Annotated in this window: 10 protein-coding genes; 5 read left to right on the top strand and 5 right to left on the bottom strand. The window is 63.6% G+C overall.

What is annotated here, in order from left to right; all coding sequences use genetic code 11:
• The first annotated feature begins 189 nt into the window (after positions 1–189).
• From U1R88_RS13430 to U1R88_RS13410, 5 genes are all read left to right on the top strand, one after another.
• The gene (locus tag U1R88_RS13430) at positions 190–1,416 is read left to right on the top strand and encodes an MFS transporter (RefSeq protein WP_322431668.1); all 1,227 of its coding nucleotides are present in this window, start codon (positions 190–192) and stop codon (positions 1,414–1,416) included.
• Positions 1,417–1,508: 92 nt separating this feature from the next.
• Complete coding sequence (gene recD2 / locus U1R88_RS13425) at positions 1,509–3,737, top strand: SF1B family DNA helicase RecD2 (RefSeq protein ID WP_322431667.1); 2,229 nt, start codon at positions 1,509–1,511, stop codon at positions 3,735–3,737.
• A 69-nt stretch (positions 3,738–3,806) separates the two neighbouring features.
• Positions 3,807–5,183 carry a hypothetical protein gene (locus U1R88_RS13420; protein ID WP_322431666.1) on the top strand — a complete coding sequence of 459 codons (1,377 nt, stop codon included), beginning with the start codon at positions 3,807–3,809 and terminating at the stop codon, positions 5,181–5,183.
• Positions 5,184–5,481: 298 nt separating this feature from the next.
• On the top strand, positions 5,482–8,145 hold the full coding sequence (locus U1R88_RS13415; RefSeq protein WP_322431665.1) for a caspase family protein: 2,664 nt from the start codon (positions 5,482–5,484) through the stop codon (positions 8,143–8,145).
• A gap of 153 nt (positions 8,146–8,298) precedes the next feature.
• A complete protein-coding gene (locus tag U1R88_RS13410; RefSeq protein ID WP_322431664.1) occupies positions 8,299–10,821 on the top strand; it encodes a caspase family protein in 2,523 nt (840 codons plus the stop codon).
• A gap of 230 nt (positions 10,822–11,051) precedes the next feature.
• Here U1R88_RS13410 and U1R88_RS13405 read toward each other — a convergent pair whose 3' ends face one another.
• From U1R88_RS13405 to U1R88_RS13385, 5 genes are all read right to left on the bottom strand, one after another.
• Positions 11,052–12,008: a dipeptide ABC transporter ATP-binding protein gene (locus U1R88_RS13405; protein ID WP_322431663.1), complete on the bottom strand. Its 957-nt coding sequence runs from the start codon at positions 12,006–12,008 to the stop codon at positions 11,052–11,054.
• Positions 12,005–12,994, bottom strand: coding sequence for an ABC transporter ATP-binding protein (locus U1R88_RS13400; protein WP_322431662.1), 990 nt, complete (start codon positions 12,992–12,994; stop codon positions 12,005–12,007). Before U1R88_RS13400 ends, U1R88_RS13405 begins: the two co-directional genes overlap by 4 nt.
• A 2-nt stretch (positions 12,995–12,996) precedes the next feature.
• Positions 12,997–13,929, bottom strand: a complete 933-nt coding sequence (locus U1R88_RS13395; protein WP_322431661.1) for an ABC transporter permease — start codon at positions 13,927–13,929, stop codon at positions 12,997–12,999.
• Positions 13,919–14,935 (bottom strand): ABC transporter permease subunit, encoded by a 1,017-nt coding sequence (locus U1R88_RS13390; RefSeq protein WP_322431660.1) that lies wholly within the window; start codon positions 14,933–14,935, stop codon positions 13,919–13,921. The genes U1R88_RS13395 and U1R88_RS13390 overlap by 11 nt, the downstream gene beginning before the upstream one ends.
• An 81-nt stretch (positions 14,936–15,016) precedes the next feature.
• On the bottom strand, positions 15,017–16,624 hold the full coding sequence (locus U1R88_RS13385; RefSeq protein WP_068293074.1) for an ABC transporter substrate-binding protein: 1,608 nt from the start codon (positions 16,622–16,624) through the stop codon (positions 15,017–15,019).
• Between the last annotated feature and the right edge of the window lie 503 nt (positions 16,625–17,127).

The following is a 17,127-nucleotide window of genomic DNA, read 5'->3' as shown; positions in this document are numbered from 1 at the left end:
CAATGTGCAGGAAAAGCCCGGCGAAAGCCGGGCTTTTTCTTTTCCGGACCATGAATCGAATATCGCCGCATATTCGGGCAGAGCTGGCGGTAATATTGGCGAAGACATCCCTTGTGGCGATTCCGATCCGACGCAAGCCTCAGCAGTTGCCGTTTCCTTCATTTCATCAAGTCATATTGAAAGCCCCTCATGTCCGCGCAGGACACGCCTTCCCTTCTTCGTCAGAGCGGCTTCGGACTGTTCTGGACGGCCCGCGTATTTTCCACCGGCTGTTTCCAAATCATCTCCGTGGTGATCGGCTGGCAGATCTATGATCTTACCCATTCTGCGCTTCATCTCGGCCTCGTCGGTCTTTGCCAATTCCTGCCGATGCTGGCGCTGATCATTCCGGCCGGCCACATCGCGGATCGCTTCGACCGGCGTACCGTCGTGCGCTGCTGCCAGATGGTAGCAGGACTGACAGGGGCAGGACTCGCTTTTGCTTCCTGGCAAGGCATGATCAGCCCGACGATCATTTTCGCCGCCGCCGTCGTGATCGGCGCCTGCCGTACTTTCGAAATGCCGACGACGGCCGCCCTGCTCCCGATGATCGTCAGCCCCCACCAATTGCCGCGCGCGCTGGCCCTGTCCGCCTCCGCCATCCAGACCGCCACCATCATCGGCCCTGCTCTGGGAGGGCTGCTCTACATCGTCGGCCCTGGATCGGCCTATCTTTTCGTCGCCTGCTTCTACGGCCTGGCCTCGATCCTGGTTTCACGCCTACGGATCCTCGTACCACCCGCCGCGCGCGAGCCGACCACCCTCAGATCGGTGTTCTCGGGCTTCGCCTTCATCAGGAGCCGTCCGATCATTCTCGGAGCGATCTCGCTCGACATGGTCGCCGTGCTGCTCGGCGGCGCGACGGCCCTGCTGCCGATCTATGCCCGTGACATTCTCCACACCAATGCCTTCGGCCTCGGCGTGCTCAGGGCATCCCCGGCCCTCGGCGCCCTGTCCATGTCTCTGATCTTGGCGCGTTGGCCGCTGGAGCGGCGGGTCGGCCTGAAGATGTTCGCGGCCGTCGCGGTGTTCGGCCTGGCTACCATCGTCTTCGGCCTGTCGTCCTGGTTTGCGCTTTCGCTGCCGGCGCTGGTGGTCATGGGAGCGGCCGACGTCGTCAGCGTGGTGGTGCGTTCAACCCTGGTCCAGCTCGGCACGCCCGACGCGATGCGCGGGCGGGTCAGCGCCGTCAACGCCATGTTCGTCGGCACCTCCAACCAGTTGGGAGAATTCGAATCAGGCCTTACCGCCGCCCTCTTCGGCCCGGTAGAGGCCGTGGTGCTCGGCGGCCTGGGTACGATCCTCGTTGCCCTGGCCTGGTCGCGCCTGTTCAAGCCACTGTGCGATGCCGACCGTTTCCCCAGCAGGAGCGCCTGAAGGGGGAGCGGCCCTCCCTTCCTCCACGATCGGCGCTCGCGCCTCACACGACATGCCTCGACAAGTCGCACCGGCCTGCCCATGGTGCTGATATGCGCACGTCCTCCTTCAAACGCGATTCGAAGCCGGCCCCTCCCGGTGAAGTGCCGGCAGATCTGACGATTTCCGGCATCATCGACCGGGTCACCTATCACAATGCCGAAAACGGCTTCGCGGTGCTCCGCGTCAAGGTGAAGGGGCGCAAGGACCTGGCCACCGTGATCGGCCGCACCGCGGCCATCGCTCCCGGCGAAAAGCTCGAGGCGGAGGGGCGCTGGAGCGTCGATCCCGAGCGCGGCCTGCAGTTCCGCGCCGATGCTATCCGTACCACGCCGCCCGGCTCCGCATCCGGCATCGAGCGCTACCTTGCCTCCGGCCTGGTTCGCGGCATCGGCCAGGAGACCGCCAAGAAGCTGGTGGCAGCCTTTGGCAAGGACACGCTCAAGATCCTCGACAGCGAACCGGACCGGCTGAGCGAGGTGGCAGGCCTGTCGCCCCAGCGCATCCGGCTGATCCGCGAGGGCTGGAGCGCCCAACAGGAGTTCCGTGACGTCCTGGTTTTCCTCACCGAGCACGGGCTGGGAGCGACGCGCGCCGCCAGTGTGCAGAAGGCGCTCGGCACCAATGCAGTCGAACTGATCAAGGCCGATCCCTACCGACTCTCGCGCGAGGTCAAGGGGTTCGACTTCCGCACCGCCGACCAGTTCGCCCTCAGTCTGGGGCATGAGCGCGAGGATCCCTCGCGCCTGACCGCCGGGCTGCTCTGGGCACTGGGCGAGGGTGCAACCAACGGCCATTGCGGCGTGCCGCGCGAAGCCCTGTTCGAACGGGCCGGCCGGGTGCTGGAGGTGGACGACTATCTCTTCAACGATGCCGCCACCCGCCTGCTGCAGACCCGCTCGATCATCGGCGACACCATCGAGGGGGCCCCGTCCTACTTCCTGCCGGCACTGTGGAACGCCGAGGAAGCCGTTGCTACCAGGCTGAAGCAGATGGCTGGCGGCAGCCCGCCCTGGCGCCAGGAAGGCCTGCACCAAGCGGTGCTGGATACCGAAGCTCGCACCCGCAGGCGGCTCGCTCCTGCCCAGGCCCTCGCGGTGGAGACGGCCCTCGCCTCCAAGCTGCTGGTCATCACCGGCGGCCCCGGTGTCGGCAAGACCACCATCATCGACACCATCCTCAAGGCGCTCGAGCGCAAGGATGTGACGATCGCCCTGTGTGCGCCGACCGGCCGCGCCGCCAAGCGCATGGCCGAAAGCACCGGCCAGGAAGCCAAGACCATCCATCGCCTGCTGGAAATCGATCCGGTCTCGGGCACGTTCCGCCGACAGCGGGCCTATCCCCTCGACGCCGACCTCGTCATCGCCGACGAGGCGAGCATGATCGACATCGAGCTGATGCGCGCCTTGCTCGATGCCCTGTCGCCGCGCGCCGCCCTCGTCCTGGTGGGCGATGCCGACCAGTTGCCCTCAGTCGGCCCCGGCCAGGTGCTGGCCGACATCATCGCCTCCGACGTCATTCCCGTGGTGCGGCTCACCGAAGTGTTCCGCCAGGCTGAAACCAGCCGCATCATTGCCGCGGCCCATGCCGTCAATCATGGCGAAGTGCCGGAAGGCGCCAAAAGCCCGGAGGATGGCGACTTCTTCGTCGTCGACATGGCGACGGCAGAAGATGGCGCCAGCAAGGTGATCGACATCGTCACCAACCGCCTGCCACGCCGCTTCGGTCTCGATCCCGTCAGGGACATCCACGTGCTGACCCCGATGAACAAGGGGCCTCTGGGCTCGCAAACGCTGACGCAGGCCCTGCGCGAGGTCCTCAATCCGGCACGCGAAGGCGCGATCGTGCGCGAATTCGGTACCTTCGCCCCGCATGACAAGGTCATGCAGATCGACAATGACTATGACCGCGAAATCTTCAATGGCGATATCGGCTTCGTCACCCGCACGGATGCGAAGGCGGGGCAGCTCACCGTCACCTTCGATGGGCGCGACGTCCACTACACCACCGCGCAGCTCGACAGCCTGGTGCCGGCCTATGCCACCACCATCCACAAGGCCCAGGGCTCGGAATATCCGGCGGTGGTGGTGGTGATCTCCAACGCCCATTATCCGATGCTGGCCCGCAACCTGCTCTATACGGCCATTACCCGCGGCAAGCGGCTGGTAGTGGTGGTCGCCGAAAAGCGCGCCCTGAGGCTGGCGGCGGAAAATGCCATGGGGCGCCGGCGCTGGACCCGGCTCCGCGAAAAATTGGCTGCGCCCGCGCCGGATGTTTCCTGAAGAACGCTTGCCGTCATGGTACGGCGCTATACAAACATCTTGCAGAGATCGGCAAAGGTGGGGGCGGGAATGTTGCGGCGAACCATGATTGGCGCCTGGGTGCTGGCGGCTTCGGCCGTTCCCATCGGTTCGGCTTCCGCCCAGACGAAACCAGCGCCCGCCGCGCCGGCACCGGCCGTTCCCGTCGATGCCGCCTTCGAAGCCGCAAAGGCTGCCGCCGCAACAATGGGTGCGGAGGATTTCGCCGCCATTCAGCAGGATCTGATCTGGACCGGCGATCTCAATTCACTGCCGTCGGGCGAGATGGGCAAGCGCAGCTATGAGGCAATCCGCGCTTTCCAGAAGCGCATCAAGGCCAAGGAAACCGGTATATTCACGCCGCCTCAGCGCATCACTCTCGCCCAGCACGCAGCCAAGTTCACGGCGCGCTATGGCTTCGAAACCATCACGGAACGCGGCATCACGGTGGGCTATCCGGCCAAGCTGACGACGGTACGGACGGAAGGCAAGAACGGCCCGCATTTCGCCACGCCCAAAAATGACGTCACCTTGGACATCCTCGCCATCCCTGCCGACAAGGAGACTTTCGAGGCCCTATTCACTCGCCTCAAGACGGAGCGCCCCGGGCGCAAGGTGACCTATTCGCTGCTGCGCCCGGATTTCCTTGTGGTCGCCGGCAGCAATGACGGCAAGAGCTTCTATCTGCGCTTCGTCAAGACCGACACCGATTCACGCGGCTTCGCCCTTGGCTGGGACCCGGCGCTTTCCCCCGGCTTCGACCGGATTTCCATCGCAATGGCCTCTTCGATGAAATTGGCCGAGGGCGGCAAGCCGGCTGCCGTGGCGCCGCCGATCTCCAAACCCGCCGACAAGCCAGCGCCCCTTCCCGAACCGCCGAAGCCGGCCGGTCCGCCCGTGCCCTTGCCATCAGGCACCTCGACAGCGGCCAAGACCGGCCTGGGCACCCTGGTATCGCCGAACGGTGATATCCTCACCTATGCCGGCTTGGTGGCGGGATGCGAAACGGTGACCCTGCAGGGCGGCGCCCCGGCCAGGGTGATTGCCGGCGATCTCGGCAATGACGTCGCGCTGGTCCGAGCCAATCCACCCCCTGGCCCGGCACCGCTCGCCTGGCGGCAGCCGGCGCTGGCGCAAGGTGATGCTGTCGCCCTGCTGTCCGGCTCCACCCCGGTCGCCACCACCGTCACGGCATTGATCGGCGGCAATGACGACAGTCGCCGCGTATCGCTAGCCGCGGGCGCTCCCGGCGCCTTGATCGACAAGGACGGCGCTTTGTCAGGCCTTGCCGCCGCCAATGGCGATCCGACAGCCTTGAAGGGTCTGTTCGTCACCGCCTTCCTGCGCGCCAGCGGCGTCACGCCTCCCGAGCGCGGCGGCGACCCGAGCAAAGCCACCGTCACGCTGACCTGCACGCCGAAGCCATAGAGCAAGGGCACGACTACAGGCCAGTGCGTTACTTGCCCATCTCGCCTCCCGCGCCTTGATGGTAAGAAAAGACCGCCGCCCTTCTTTGCAGATTGCAGAACTTCGCTACGACAGGTCCCGGTGCATCATCACTTGCACTTTTCATTATTGCCAAACGCCAATCCATTGTAACAAATGATCCAGAGTTCGGCCTCGCCTCCAAACCTGTCGACGAAGATCCCAGCGAGCAGGGATCTCGGCAGGCGAGGATATCAAGGGAGACGGCCGGCTCGCTGTCCGGGCTGAGGTAGAACCTAAAATGTTTCGACTGAAAGCGATCCCCGCTTCCCTCGGCAAAGTTTCCCGGCGTGGCTTATCGGGGAGCTTCGTCAGAAAATTCTGCCTGGCTCTGGCCCTTGCCGTGGCCGCACCCCATGCTGTGCAAAGCCAGGAAGCCACCTTCACCTCCGCCCAGGCGGCGGCCAACCAATTGAGCGCCCAGCAAATCGCCAATCTGCAGGAAGACCTGGCCTGGGCAGGCATGTTTTCGGAAGGAAGTTCTCCGCCGGTTTCAGGGATTTTCTACAACGCCACCTACCAGGCCATCCGCCAATATCAACGCAGCAACAATTTGCCTGAGACTGGCGCGCCCAGTGCGGCCCTGGTCAGTGAACTGGACGGCCGCGTTGCTTCGATCCGGCGGACGGCCAACCTCAAAACCCTGGAAAATGGCGTCCTGAAGATCAGCTATCCCGCCGGCGTGCTGACCAAACAGCAGACGGTCAAGGGAGAGACGCGCTACACGACGCCCTCGAGCGACGCCCTGGTCCAATTGATCAATATGAAGGGATCGCGCGAACGGCTCGACCAGATGTTCGCCGACATGAAGAAGGCGGCGGGCAAGGTCAAATATTCGGTCATGCTCGATGATCAGGGCGAGGGACAGCCCACCCGTTTCGTCATCGTCGGCGGCGACGCCAAATTCACCATCTATACGAGTGTGGCCCAAAAGGATGATGCGATCGTCGGCTTCATCGCCAGCTGGGATCGCAAGAAACGGCCGGATTTTCGCAACAGCGCCATCGTCATGGGCCTTTCAATCCGACCGAAAACCGTTGCCAATCCCTATACCGCCGCAGCGGCGGGACAGAACCCGCAAGGCACCGTCGCGATGTCGACGGCCGAAATCAACCGGCAGCTCGACATTTGCGCCAAAGCGAAGGACGCTGCCGAGATCGTCACCGCCTGCACGACGGTACTATCGGCCAGCACGCTGCTGGCGGCCAACCGGCCGACCGTGCTCTACAATCGCTCCGTCGGCTATAACAGGCAGAAAAAGGCCGATCTGGCTCTTGCCGATCTCGACCAGGCCATCGCCCTCGATCCCGACCAGGCGAGCTATTACACGCAACGTGGACATGTCCGCTACGGCCAGGCGAAATATGACGCGGCGGTAGCGGACTATAGTCAGGCCCTTGCCAAGAAAACGCCGACGGCGGGCGACTACACCAATCGCGGCAACAGCTATTTTGGCTTGGAGGACTACCCGAAGGCCATTGCCGATTACGATGCATCCCTGCGCCTGGATCCGGATGACGTCGACACCCATGCTTTTCGGGGGTCGGCGCTGCTGAGGCTGAGCCGACCGGCAGAAGCCATGGCCGATCTGAACTTCACCATCGATCGGGGCGGCGACAAGGTCGGTGCCGGTGACTACAAGAATCGCGGCGAAGCGCTGGTCGAACTTGGCCGCGCCGAAGAAGGCAAACCGGATTTCGTCAAGGCCGAGGCCATTGCCACCGCGAAGATCGAGACGGACAGTTACAATTTCGTCTATCGCGCCTTCGCCCGCGCCTTCATCGGCAATGCCGAGGGGGCCATTGCCGATGCAGACAAGTATTTGTCCATCGACTCCAGGGCCAGCGAGGCCTTCCATGCACGGGCGCTCGGCAATGTCGCCAGGCAGGACTTCACCAAGGCAGTCGCCGATTTCTCCCAGGCCATCAGCATGGGACGCAAGCGGCTGTTCATCCAGCGCCAGCGCGGCGATGTCTATTTGACGACCGGCCAGCCGGAACTGGCGATCGCCGATTACCAGGCCCAACTCAATCTCACGCCCGGCAACGCCCTCGCCATGGTCGGTCTTGAAAAGGCTAGGCAGGCGATGGCTGCCAAGCTGCTGGCGACGGCCGGTACCCCGCAGGGCAACAACGCCCCAGCCACGGCCGGTTCGCCGCAGGTGGCCGCGCTGGGCGCCCTGCAACCTCCGGCCAAGGTCGCGCTCGGCCGCCGGGTCGCGCTGGTGATCGGCAATTCCAACTATGCCAATGTCGCCGCCCTGCCGAACCCGAAGAACGATGCGGCCAAGGTTGCCGACACCCTGCGCAAGATCGGTTTTGCCGAGGTGACGCTGGCGGAGGACACCGATTTCCGCAGCCTCAACCGTGCCCTGCAGGACTTCGCCAGCCAGGCCGACGGGGCCGACTGGGCAGTGATCTATTATGCCGGCCATGGCATCGAGATCGCCAACACCAATTATCTGGTGCCGGTCGATGCCAAGCTCGCCTCCGATCGCGACGTCACCTTCGAGGCCGTGCCGCTCGACCGGGTGATGGCCGCCAGCGAAGGCGCCAAGGGCATGCGCCTGGTCATCCTCGATGCCTGCCGCAACAATCCCTTCCTGGCCAACATGACCCGCAAGACGGCAACGCGCGCCGTCTCGCGCGGCCTCAGCCGAGTGGAGCCGGATGGCGGCACGCTCGTCGTCTATGCCGCCAAGGCCGGCGAGGTCGCCCTCGACGGCAGCGGCGGCAATTCGCCCTTCGTCACCGCCCTCACCACCAACCTGCAGAAGCCCGGCATCGAAATCGGCAAGCTGTTTCGCCTGGTGCGCGACGACGTGATGAAGGCGACCGACCGCAAGCAGGAGCCCTTCACCTATGGCTCCCTGCCCGGCGAAGACTTCATCTTCAATCCGGGCTGAGGGCTGGGGTGTGGACCATCCATGTTCTCCAGGGAACTGCAACCTCCCGCAGTTATGGCGAGAAGCTCCAAGGTGCAGGAATGCGCCCAATGTCAGGCCCCTTCGGCCTGACGATCAAAATCTTGGCAAAACCTATCGATCCGGGGTTCCCCAATGTTGCGCTTGAAGACGATTGCCGCCCTGATCGGGCTGACGCTGGCCATCGCCACTCCGGCCGCGGCGCAGATCATCGACTATGCACGCTTCGAGAAGGCCAAGCGGATCGGCGATCAGTTGAGCAGCACGCAACTGCGCCAGTTGCAATCCGACCTGTCGTGGAACACCGGCTACAACAGCCTGACCAATTTTCCCCTCTGGGGCAGTTTCGACGAGGCGACCTTCGTCGCGATCCGGAATTTCCAATCGCATAATCTGAGAAGCCTGAACATCAAACCGCTCGAGGAAAACAGCATCCCCTCGCCCGAATTGATCAAGCTCGCCCGTACCAAGGCAGCCAAGCAGAAAGCCTTGCTCGACTTCAGGACCGCCAGCGCCCAGGGCATGACCATCGACTACCCCGCCTCGCTGCTGCCGAGCCGCGAAGAAACGCCGACGGGCCTGCGCCTGCGTGCGCCACGCTGGGACATGAGTGTGGAATTGCAGGCTTTTTCGGCAGGAGACATGCCGTTCGAGGCGCGCTTCGAAGCCATGAAGGCCACGCCGGAGGTGACCCGGATCGTTCAGGCCAAGCTCTTCAAGGCGCGGGCGGAGCGTAACCCGACTTATTTCGTGCTGTTCGGCACCAAGGACAGCCTGGGCTTCTATGCTCGCTTCATCAAGGGCGCCGACGGTTCGGCGCGGGGCATGATCATCCGCTGGAATGCCGACACCGGCAAGGACACCACGCAGATGGTGGAGATGTTCGAGGCCTATGACGCCTTTGGGGTCATGATCGGCTCTCTGCGACTGGATGATGACGATAGTGGCTCGGCAGCGGAGGCGCCACTCTCCGAGGTCGCCGATCTCAGGGCCAATCGCCAGCTCTGCGGGCAGGCCAAGGCGGCCGACGACATCGTCAAGGCCTGCAGCGACGTGCTGGTGGTGGGTGACCTGCTGCTGCCCCAAACGCTGGCCGTCACCAATTCGAACCGGGGCTGGGGCTTCTACCTCAAGGGCGACTACGACAAGGCCATCGCCGATTACAACGAAGCCATCGCCCTGCGCCAGGATGACGACCTCCCCTTCTCGGGGCGTGGCTATGCCCGCTTCGCCAAGGGCGACAATGCCCAGGCCATCGCCGATTTCGACCAGGCCCTGCGCCTGAAACCCGCTCGGACGGAACTGCTGAGCTACCGCGCCTCCGCCGCCCTCAGGCTCGGCCGCCTGCAGGAAAGCGTCGACAACATCACCTCGGTGGTCGCCGGCGGCAAGGCCGTCACCCCCGACTACCTCAATCGTGGCGTGGCCCTGCTCGAACTCGGCCGCAAGGACGAGGCCACGTCGGATCTGAGCCGGGCCATCGAGCTTGCGAGCGACGATTTCGCCGCCGATCCCGTCAAGAACGCCTATAGCCTGATGTATCGCGCCATGGCCAAGGCCTATGGCAATGACCCGGACGGCGCCATCACCGATGCGACGCGCTTCCTGTCGACCACGCCGCAATCCCCGGAGGCCTTCCATGCCCGGGGGCTCGCCAATGCGGCGAAGCAAAACTACGACGCGGCCATCGCGGACTATACCCAGGCCACCAGCCTGGGACGCAAGAGCTTCATCCTGCGCCAGCGCGGCGATGCCTATCTCGCTTCCGGCCAGCCTGACCTCGCCGCCGCCGACTATCTGGCGATGCTACACCAGTTTCCAACCAATGCGCTGGCCGCCTCAGGCCTCGAAAAAGCCAAGCAGGCAGTGGTCCAGAAATTCGGGGCCAACCCGCCGCCTGCCTCGGGCGGAGGCACGTCCGGTACCCAGCAGCCTGTGCAGACTTCTGCGCCGATGGGCAAGCGCATCGCCCTCATCATCGGCAACGGCGCCTATACCGGCACCAGCCCCCTGCCCAATCCCAAGCGTGACGCCGCGAAGCTGGCGGAGACCCTCCGCAGCATCGGCTTCACCGACGTGACCCTGGCGGAAGATCTCGACAACCAGGGCTTCAACCGGGCCCTGCAGGAATTTTCGGACAAGGCGGCGCAGGCCGACTGGGCGGTGGTCTACTATGCCGGCCATGGCATGGAGGTCGACAACGTCAACTATCTCATTCCGGTCGATGCCAAGCTCGAGAAGGAGCGCGACATCCTGTTCGAAGCCGTGCCGCTCGACCGGGTGATGGCAGCGGGCGAAGGCGCCAAGTCGCTGCGCCTGGTCATCCTCGATGCCTGCCGCAACAATCCCTTCGAGGGCGCCATGGCCAAGAAGAGCGCGACCCGCGCCGTCACGCGCGGCCTCAGCCGCGTCGAGCCGGACGGAGCGACCCTGGTGGTCTATGCCGCCAAGGCGGGCCAAGTCGCCTTGGACGGCGCGGACGGCAACTCGCCCTTCGTCACCGCGCTCGACACCAATCTGCGCAAGCCCAATGTCGAGATCGGCAAGCTCTTCCGCCTGGTGCGCGACGACGTGATGAAGGCGACCGAGCGCCAGCAGGAGCCTTTCACCTACGGCTCCCTGCCGGGCGAGGACTTCTTCTTCAATCAGGGGAAGTAAGGAGCGGGATTTCGCATTGAGAGGTTGAGAGAGTCACCCTTCATCTCCCTGCCGGGACCTCCAGCCAACTCAAGAGAGTTGGCGACACCCGCAGGGGGAGAAGGGGCTTGCTTGGGAAAGGGCGTCCGGCCCAGCTACGGTCAAATGCACTCGATGCCTGCAGGATAAATTCCCTTCTCTCCTTGCGGGAGAAGGTGGCGGCAGCCGGATGAGGGGTGCCCGCGCTCCCCTCAAACCTCGAAGCAGGCGACCAGGCGATCGTGCTTCATCTCGAGGCCGGGACGCTCATCCCGGCAATGCGGCTTGACGATCGGGCAGCGCGGGTTGAAGGCGCATCCCGTTGGCGGAGAGAAGGGCGAGGGCAACTCGCCCTGCAGCACGATACGCTCGCGCTTGCGGTCGGGATCGGCCTGCGGCGTCGCCGACATCAGTGCCCTGGTATAGGGATGCTGCGGCGCCGAGAACAGGGCATCGCGCGTGCCCATCTCGACCGCCCGTCCCAGATACATCACCATCACGTCGTCGGCGATGTGGCGCACCACCGACAGATCGTGGCTGATGAAGATGTAAGCGAGCTTGAACTCCTGCTGCAGCTCGGCAAGCAGGTTGAGTACTTGCGCGCGCACCGAGACGTCCAGCGCGGAGACCGGTTCGTCCAGCACCAGGATCTTCGGCCTGAGCATCAGGGCCCTGGCGATGGCGATGCGCTGACGCTGGCCACCGGAAAACATGTGCGGATAGCGCATCGCCTGCTCGGGACGAAGGCCCACACGCTTCATCATCGCAATGGCGGCCTCGCGCCGTTCTCCCGCGCTCAACTTGGTGTTGACGAGCAGGGGCTCCTCCAGCGCCTGCGCGATGGTCTGGCGCGGATTGAGGGAACCGAAGGGGTTCTGGAACACGATCTGGATTTCGCGACGCAATGTCTTGCGCTGCGCCGCGGTCGCCAGCTTCACATCGATGCCGCCGATGGTCAGCGATCCTGCGGTGGGCTGTTCGATCATGGTCAGCAGGCGCGCCAAAGTCGACTTTCCGCAGCCGGATTCGCCCACCACCGCCAGTGTCTTGCCGGCATCGAGCGTGAAGCTCACGCCGGCCAGCGCCTTGACGGTCGCCGTGCCGCCGAACATGCCGCGCTTGACTTCATAGGAGCGCACGAGATCGCGCGCGTCGACGAGGACTGTCACGATACGGCCTCCATGCGAGCCGTCTTGCCACCAGTCAGCGGGTGGATGCATAGGGCCTCGTTATATTCGATGTCGGCTCGCTTCGGCGGTGCCGCACGGCATTCATCGGTGACATAGGAACAGCGCGGCGAGAACAGGCAGCCGCGCGGGCGGTCATACTGCCCGGGCACGACGCCGGGAATGGACGGCAGCATCTGCGACGTCGCCCGCTCGGGCAGGGCGGCCAGCAGGGCAGACGTATAAGGATGGCGCGGCGTATGGAACAAGGCGCCCGTCTTGGCCCTCTCGACCTGCTGCCCAGCATATTGCACGATCACGCGCTCGGCCGTCTCGGCAACCACGCCCATATCGTGGGTGATCAAAACCACCGCCATACCACGCTCGTCGCGCAGCTTGACCAGGAGGTCGAGGATCTGGGCCTGAATGGTCACATCGAGCGCCGTGGTCGGCTCGTCCGCGATCAGGAGCTTGGGATTGCAGGAAATCGCCATAGCGATCATCACGCGCTGGCTCATGCCCCCCGACATCTGATGCGGAAAGGCCGACAAGCGGCGCGCAGGATCGGTGATGCCGACGTCCTTCAGCAATTCCACCGACCGATCCCGCGCCTCGCTCCGAGACATCGGCAGATGGGCGCGAATGGCTTCGGCGAGCTGGAAGCCCACCGTGAAGCACGGATTGAGCGAGGTCATCGGCTCCTGGAAGATCATCGCCATGTCGCGGCCGATGATCTTGCGCCGTTCACGCGCTGAGATCTTCTGCAGGTCCAGGCCATTGAAGGCCAGCCTGTCGGCGGTGATGCGGGCCGTCTTCGGCAGGAGCCCCATCAGCGCCAGCATGGCCACCGACTTGCCGGATCCCGACTCGCCGACGATGGAAACGATCTCGCCGGGGTCGATCGAGAGCGAGACGCTGTCGACCGCTCGAAAGAAGCCGTGCTTGACCTGGAATTCAACCGCGAGATTGGAGATTTCGAGCAGCGCCATGTCTAGCCTCGCTTCAGCTTGGGATCGAGCGCATCGCGCAGACCGTCGCCGAACAGGTTGATGGCGACCACGGTGATCAGAATGCATACGCCCGGCGCGATAGCGAGCCAGGGTGCGCTTTGGATGTCCTGACGCACGTCGGAAAGCATGGCGCCCCATTCGGGTATCGGAGGCTGTGCGCCCATGCCGAGAAAACCCAGTGCAGCAGCCTGGAGAATAGCATCGGAGACACCGAGTGTCGCCTGCACGATCAGCGGCGCCATGCAGTTGGGCAGGATGGTGCGGAACAGGAGCCGGGGCGGTTTGACCCCCACGACAGTAGCAGCGGTGACATAGTCCTTCGACAATTCCCCGAGGGCGGCCGCCCTGACGATACGCACATAGCGCGGCAGGAAGACAATGGTGATGGCCGCGACCGTCGGCACCAGGCCGGGCTGCAGGATGGCGACGATCACCATGGAGAGCACCAGGTCCGGGATCGACATGATCAGGTCCATCAGGCGCATCAGGACGAAGTCGAACCAGCCACCGACATAGGCCGCGATGAGCCCCAGCACGACGCCGAGCAGCATCGAGACCGCCATCACGGTCAGGCCGATGCCGAGCGAGTAGCGGGCGCCATAGATCAGGCGCGAAAGCACGTCACGACCGCCGCTCTTGTCGGTGCCGAGGATGAACTCCCAACTGCCGCCCTCGACCCAGGCCGGCGGCTGGCCGACATGGCCGGGATGGCCGGCGTCCGGCCAGCCCGTCGCATTGTAGGGTGCGTAGGGAGCCAGGAAATCGGCAAAAACGGCAACGAGAACCACGAGGACGAGCACGACAAGGCCCGCGACAGCGCCCTTGTTCTGCTTGAGCGAGTCCCAGATCTCGGCGGTGGCGGAAGGCGGCTTGGCCGGGCGGATTGCCGCCGCGGCTTGCGTGTCAGCGGCCATGACGAATCCTTGGATTAATGACGCCGTAGAGCAGATCGACGAAGAGATTGATGAAGGTGACGAGGATGGCGATGATCAGGATGCCGCCCTGGAGCGCGGGATAGTCGCGGCGCGAGAAGGAATCGATCAGCCACTTGCCGACGCCGGGCCAGGAGAACACCGATTCCGTCTGCACAGCACCAGCGAACAGCATGCCGATCATCAGGCCGACCACGGTGACGATCGGGATCATGGCATTGCGCAGGGCATGCAGGCCGATCACCCGCAGCGGCGATAGTCCCTTGGCCCGGGCCGTGCGGACATAGTCCTCGTTCAGCACTTCCAGCATGGCCGAGCGCGTGATGCGCATGATCACCGCCAGGGGGATGGTGCCGAGCACGATGGCGGGCAGGATGAGATGCTGCAAGGCCGACCAGACGGCCCCCTCCTGATCGGACCAGAAGGCGTCCCAGATCATGAAGCCGGTACTGGTTTCCTCGTCGAAATAGAACGCCGTGTCGATACGCCCGCCGACCGGCGTCAGATCGAGCTTGAGGGAAACCAACAGGATCAGAAGGATGCCGAACCAGAAGATCGGCATGGAATTGCCGATCACCGCGAAAGCGGTGGCGATGTAGTCGGCGAACTTGCCGCGCTGAAGGGCGGCGAGGATGCCGAAGGGAATGCCGAGGCCGACGGCGAAGATCATGGCCGCGAAGGCCAGTTCCACCGTGGCAGGAAAGAGGGTGAAGAATTCGGTCAGCACCGGCCGTTGGGTGACGATGGAGGTGCCGAAATCACCATGCAGGAGTTGCCACAGATAGCGGCCGAACTGCTCGTAGACAGGTTGGTCGAGACCGAGTTGATGACGGAATTCGGCCAGGCGTTCGGGCGAAATACCTCTTTCGCCCACACGCACTTCGACCGGGTCGCCGGGAACCATTCGAATGGCGAAGAACGCCAAGGCGACCAGCGCGATGAAGGTCGGAACGGTCATGGCGACACGCTTGAGCAGGAAGGTCAGCATGGGCGCTCGCGGGTCAGCAGTAGAAAACAGGATACAAAAAGGCTGCCAGGCCGATGAAGACCTGGCAGCCTGAAAGCGTGATTACTTCTTCAAGTCGGTATCGAAGAACTCGAAGCGGCCAAGCGGCGAGGGCTTGAAGCCTTCGACGTTCTTGCGCACGGGCGTGTAGACCACCGTGTGGGCGATGTTCAGATAGGGAACCTCGTCATGGGCGATCTGCAGCATTTCCTGGTAGAGCTTGGTGCGCTCGGCCTTGTCGAAGCTGGCGCGGGCCTTCTCCAGGCGCTCCTGGTGGTCCTTGTTGCACCAGCGCGGATAGTTCTGGCTGACGGGCTTCTTCTTCTCGATGTCGCAGGCGAACAGGAAGAAGAAGTTGTCGGGATCGCCATTGTCGCCGGTCCAGCCCATCTGGGGCAGAGTCGCCTCGCCGTTCTGCAGGCGCTTGCGGTAGTCACCCCATTCATAAGTGACGAGCTTGGCGTTGACGCCGATCTTGGCGAGATCGGCCTGCATCAGCTCGCCCATGCGCTTGCCGTTGGGATTGTAGGGCCGGTAGACCGGCATGTACCACAGGTCGATATCGATCGGGGTCTTCACCCCGGCATCGGCCAGGAGCTTCTTGGAAGCTTCGGGGTCATAGCCATATTCGGGGATCTTGTCGTTGTAGCCCAGCATGAAGGAGGGGATCAGCGTGGTCGAGGGCTTGCCGCTGCCTTCATAGACGTCCGAGAGGATCGCCTTCAGGTTGATCGCCTTCGCCAGGGCGAGGCGCACTTCCTTCTTGTCCAGCGGGGGCTTCTCCGTGTTGAAGGAGAAGTACATGTCGTTCAGGCCTTCATTGGTCAGGACCTTGATGTCCTTGTTGGCCTCCATCGACTTGAGGTCGGCGGGGTTGGGGCCGACCATGACCTGGCATTCGTTCTTCTGCAGCTTGGCGTAGCGGGCGGCTGCATCCGGCGTGATCGCATAGACGAGCTGGTCGAGCTTGACCTTGCCGGCCCAATATTGCGGGAAGGCCTTGTAGCGGATCACCGCGTCCTTCTGATAGGCGACGAACTGGAAGGCGCCGGTACCGACAGGTTCCTGGTCGAACTTCTCGGGCGTGCCGGCCTTGAGCAGGTAGTCGGCATATTCGGCCGACTGGATGGTCGCGAAATCCATGCCGAGATTGGCCATGAAGGGCGCGTTCGGCTTGGTCAGGGTCATCTTGACGGTGTAGTCGTCGACCTTCTCGATCGACTTCAACAGACTGGGCATGTCCATGTCGTTGAAGTAGTCGTACGAACCGCCCGAAACCTTGTGATAAGGATTGTCATCCTTCCACTGGCGATTGAAGGAGAACAGGACGTCGTCGGCGTTGAAGTCGCGCGTTGGCTTGAAGCCCTTCCAGGAGTGGAATTTCACGCCCTTGCGCAGGTGGAAGACGATCTCGGTGCCGTCCTTGGAAACGTCCCACTTTTCGGCAAGGCCAGGCCGGAGGTCGGTGGTGCCCGGCGTAAATTCCACGAGCTGGTTGTAGACCGGCCGGGCGGCGTCGAGCGAGGTGCCGGTGGTGTTCAGGGCCGGGGTGAAGTTCTCGGGGCTTCCCTCCGAGCAATAGACCAGCGTCTTGGTCGCGGCCATTGCCGTCGTTCCCAGCAACGCGGCAAAGCCGGCCGCCAGAAGGCCTGTCTTCAGCAGTTTTGACATTTGTTCCCCACTGTCATGGTGCATTGTTCCGTCCGCCTCCAAGCGAACGCAAACGCCGAACGGGCATTGAGGGCGCGCCGCCGGTCATCGTTTCAGGCCAGACAAAGGCGTTTCGAGCCGAGGAGAAGAGGTTCGAGGACGCAAGCCTTCCGGCTTGTTACGCCCGCCATGGGCCAAACCCATGGCTGAAACGATCTGCTCATCGGCCAAAGCCAAAGCGCCACCGAAGGCGGTGAGGCGGTGAATGGCCTTCCGCAGCGCCGCTCCGTCTGCAGGGATGCATGTCCCGGCCGTGCCTGCGCCTCTCGTCCGGCCATTTTGGCCTCATCTAGCTTCAAACCATACCCGACGTTACGCCCCTTGCCCAATTGGCGCGTATGGAAGCCTTTTTATGCGTTTTCGGCAATCGGAATCTGACATTTTCGTGGCGTTTGTAATTTTTGTATCAGGAAGCGCCAACGAAAAACCCCGCGGCTATTCCACGGGGCTTTTCTGTAACATAA

This window comes from Labrys sedimenti, from assembly GCF_034424805.1.
Lineage (GTDB): Bacteria > Pseudomonadota > Alphaproteobacteria > Rhizobiales > Labraceae > Labrys > Labrys sedimenti.
The sequence above is the reverse complement of the archived record's forward strand: the minus strand, read 5'-3'. Positions and strand labels throughout refer to the sequence as shown.

Coding starts and splice junctions, on each gene's coding strand:
- U1R88_RS13430 (WP_322431668.1), top strand. CDS start 190: ATGTCCGCGCAGGACACGCCTTCCCTTCTTCGTCAGAGCGGCTTCGGA.
- recD2 (WP_322431667.1), top strand. CDS start 1,509: ATGCGCACGTCCTCCTTCAAACGCGATTCGAAGCCGGCCCCTCCCGGT.
- U1R88_RS13420 (WP_322431666.1), top strand. CDS start 3,807: ATGTTGCGGCGAACCATGATTGGCGCCTGGGTGCTGGCGGCTTCGGCC.
- U1R88_RS13415 (WP_322431665.1), top strand. CDS start 5,482: ATGTTTCGACTGAAAGCGATCCCCGCTTCCCTCGGCAAAGTTTCCCGG.
- U1R88_RS13410 (WP_322431664.1), top strand. CDS start 8,299: ATGTTGCGCTTGAAGACGATTGCCGCCCTGATCGGGCTGACGCTGGCC.
- U1R88_RS13400 (WP_322431662.1), bottom strand. CDS start 12,994: ATGGCGCTGCTCGAAATCTCCAATCTCGCGGTTGAATTCCAGGTCAAG.
- U1R88_RS13395 (WP_322431661.1), bottom strand. CDS start 13,929: ATGGCCGCTGACACGCAAGCCGCGGCGGCAATCCGCCCGGCCAAGCCG.
- U1R88_RS13390 (WP_322431660.1), bottom strand. CDS start 14,935: ATGCTGACCTTCCTGCTCAAGCGTGTCGCCATGACCGTTCCGACCTTC.
- U1R88_RS13385 (WP_068293074.1), bottom strand. CDS start 16,624: ATGTCAAAACTGCTGAAGACAGGCCTTCTGGCGGCCGGCTTTGCCGCG.